This window comes from Blautia sp. ZXY-1-C6 (assembly GCF_056339875.1).
The window spans coordinates 1-2,172 of the sequence record NZ_JBWJVQ010000008.1 but is presented as its reverse complement, the minus strand read 5'-3'; the positions used below and the strand labels follow the sequence as shown (position 1 = coordinate 2,172).

Here is a 2,172-nt window from a genome sequence, read left to right as displayed (position 1 = left end):
GGTTCGTCGCAAAACACTTCCATCCATATCGAAAAAAATCCATCTCCCAATGCCGTCATAATAATCTGATTTTTCATATCATTCTGATATTCTTTTGACAGGTCTTTCATATGATTCCAGTGTTCCAGCGAGTTTAATGCTTTTTGATAAGCTGTATTTCTTTGTCCAAATCGTCTATCTCTATCTTTTCCCATAGGAAGATTGCCTAAACCTACAAGGTTATATGTATTACGTGCTCTTTTCAGGTAATCCCCTGTTGAATCCAGTTTTATCAATAACTCTTCATTCACCTTTGGGATACCATTAATGTACGAATATGCGATAGCAGTATTATCTTCATCTGGCCACAAATAGTTTTTTTTATTTTCCGGCATTGTCTGTGCCTTTTTTCGTGTATTACAATATTTACATCCCAGGTTAAGATTATTCCAGTCTGTTAAATCTCCACCTTTGGATTTTGAAACCACATGTTCTACCTCAGGAACATGTGGTATAGAAAATTCACAATAAGAACAATACATTCCTATCCGTCTCTCTAAATATGGCAATGCGTCCTTATATTCATTTATTTTTTTATATGGAGACTCCCCCTTATTTATTGGTCTCATTCTTTTTCACTTTCCATTTCTGTTCCAGATACTGCTGATGTACCCACGCCATATAAGCAGGATTTTCGCTGTATTCAGCCTCCAGTTCCGCCAGTCTTTTTCCCAGCCTGTCTATGTCTTCCTGCGATTTTGCCTGTGTAAGTGCTTCAAAATACAGCTTTGAAGCTTCATATATTTTTCTCTTTTTTTCACTATATTGAGGTAACACAACCCCCATAATATCCTCCGAAATATCTTCAATACTCTCTCCTGAATATTCAGATTCCAGAGGCTGGTCTAATGTGATCAGCTCACCCTCTTCAAGTGATTGAATAATAAAAGGCGAATGTGTTGCACAGATAAACTGAATTTTAGGAAACAGTTGTTTTAAAATCCCAATAATTCTTTTCTGCCAGGTTGGATGCAAACTTAAATCAATTTCATCAATAAGAACAATACCCGGTGTTTCCTGTAAGGCTTTCTCCTTCAAATATGGATTTAATATACACATTCTTGCTGCAATATCCAAGATTATCTTGATAACGTTTCTATAACCGTCACTCAACATCTGAAATGGAAGAACGGTTCCTTCAGATGTTCTAAGTGCAATAATATCATCCTCATATTTTGTAGAAAATATAATTTTTTCACCTGATTTTAACTCATCTCTAAACGCCTCATTAACCGCCCACAAAATGACCTCATAAGCCGGGAAAATTTTTCCATCATTTTCTTCAACTGCAACAGCTTTAAGCGTATCTATATATCGAAATGCAATATCCAATCCATGCTGCGCATCAAGGCAGTGGCTATATGCGTCTGTTCTGCTCAATACGCCTGTCTTTACTGTTCTTTTATTTCCATCTTTCCAAAGTCGTGCTGAACTAAGGTATAATACCAGTGGCAGAATAACATCTTCATCAGAGTGATCTGCATTTGCGATTTTGCTTTCCCATTCAATTACAGTCTGCTGCATTGGATTTTTTCCACCAAACTTAGTTCTGCCATCCTGTTTCAAAAGAACACGCTGAAAACCAATAGACTCATAATCAATATTCCATGCAGCCTTACAACTAACCTTGCAAGGATACTGTGGGATTGCACCAGCAGTAAGAATTCTGCTATCATCTGAAATCTGAGTCTTTCGTCTTGCATCAGTTGATTTGATATTAAACACAAACCTGGAAGGTACATATGTCTTAAACGCTGCAAGATATGCCCCCAGCACGACATTAGCCGCTTCCAGTACTGTTGTTTTACCAGAGCCATTCTTTCCTGCAAAAACATTCATTCTTGAATTTAACACAAATTTCTTATCTTCAAACTGCCTGTAATTAAAAAGTTCTATTTCCTGGATATTAAATTCACACATACAATATGCCGCCTTCCTGAACACTAGTGAATCTGGAAATTTCAATAAATCCACTAATAAAAATCCGCTATATATTGTCTTTAGTATAACGGATTACTATGAAAAATACAATTTAAAGTTTTATTATAGAAATTTTAAAAGCAGAACTGAGAGACCAGTAGCAAACATTTAGGTTACTTACAATTGTTTATTTCATTGGGTCAGACCCCAATG

At 36.1% G+C, this 2,172-nt stretch carries 2 protein-coding genes and 1 pseudogene; all 3 read right to left on the bottom strand.

Annotated features, from left to right (window positions below):
* Nucleotides 1-374 (bottom strand): hypothetical protein (locus AC075J_RS00375; protein WP_476389826.1); only part of this gene is annotated, 374 nt, incomplete at its 3' end.
* An 18-nt stretch (nucleotides 375-392) separates the two neighbouring features.
* Nucleotides 393-521 (bottom strand): annotated as a pseudogene (locus tag AC075J_RS00370) (HNH endonuclease); the annotation flags it as partial.
* Nucleotides 522-591: 70 nt separating this feature from the next.
* Nucleotides 592-1,959 (bottom strand): AAA family ATPase, encoded by a 1,368-nt coding sequence (locus AC075J_RS00365; protein ID WP_008704383.1) that lies wholly within the window; start codon nucleotides 1,957-1,959, stop codon nucleotides 592-594.
* Nucleotides 1,960-2,172 lie beyond the last annotated feature (213 nt).